The 1,055-nt window shown below is 68.7% G+C and carries 2 protein-coding genes; both read left to right on the top strand.

Annotated elements, in window-relative coordinates:
- Nucleotides 1-528, top strand: a 528-nt coding sequence (locus A3764_RS16980) for a 3-keto-5-aminohexanoate cleavage protein (RefSeq protein ID WP_150122257.1), incomplete at its 5' end; no start/stop codon positions are given.
- An 8-nt stretch (nucleotides 529-536) separates the two neighbouring features.
- Nucleotides 537-1,055, top strand: a 519-nt coding sequence (locus tag A3764_RS16975; RefSeq protein WP_067951808.1) for an alpha/beta fold hydrolase, incomplete at its 3' end; no start/stop codon positions are given.

The raw sequence follows: 1,055 nt of genomic DNA, 5'->3' as shown, positions 1-1,055 counted from the left end.
TCGCTGTCGGTGGGGTCGAACAACTTCCCCACCCGCGTCTACGAGAACCCGCCCGACCTGGTCGACTGGCTGGCGTCCGAGATGAAGCAATACGACGTGAAGCCCGAGATCGAGGCGTTCGATCTCTCGCATATCTTCCAGGCGGCCAAGCTTCATTCCGAGGGCAAGATCGCGGCAAAGCCCTACGTGCAGTTCGTGATGGGCGTGCAGAACGCCATGCCGGTCGATGGCGTCGTGTTCGATTTCTACGTGCAGACGGTCAAGCGCCTGTTCGGCGACGACGCGCCGTGGTGCGCTGCGGGGATCGCACGGCACCAGGTTACGCTGAACGAATGGGCCATCGCCGCGGGCGGGCACGCGCGCACGGGGCTTGAGGACAACGTGCGGATCGACAAGGACCGGCTGGCGCCGTCGAACGCGGCGCTGGTGCGGCGCACGGCCGAGATCTGCGCGGCCAATAATCGCCCCGTGGCCAGCCCGGCCAAGGCACGCGCGCTTCTGGGCCTGCGGCCCGTTGCCGATGCGTGATGGGCCCTATGCGCCGGTTTTTTAACCTGGGCGGCAAGACGTTGCACGCCGATCTGCGGCCGGGCGATGACCCGCGGTCCATCGTCTTTATCAACTCGCTGGGCACCGACCTGCGGATCTGGGACGCGGTGCTCCCGGGCCTTCCCGCGGGTGCGCCGGTGCTGCGCCACGACAAATGCGGCCACGGCCTGTCCGCGGGGCAGACCGCCAGCATCGCGGGCTTCACGCAGGATCTGGCCGACGCCATGGAGCAGCTGGCGCTGTCGGACGCGCTGGTGGTGGGGCTGTCCATCGGCGGGCTGATCGCGCTGCAACTGGCCGACAGCCGCCCCGACCTGGTGGGCGGGCTGCTCCTGAGCAACACGTCCTACCGGATCGGCAGCGCCGAGATGTGGCAGACGCGGATGGACGAGCTCGACACGCTGGGCCTGCCCGCAATGTCGGGCGGCGGGATCGAGCGGTGGCTGTCGCCGGGATTCCGCGACGCCCACCCGGTCGAGACCGAGGGCTGGCGCATGATGTTGGCG

Origin of the sequence: Sulfitobacter sp. HI0129, from assembly GCF_001635395.1 — a bacterium.
Lineage (GTDB): Bacteria > Pseudomonadota > Alphaproteobacteria > Rhodobacterales > Rhodobacteraceae > Sulfitobacter.
Note: the sequence above shows the minus strand (reverse complement) of the source record. Positions and strands in the feature narration are given on the sequence as shown.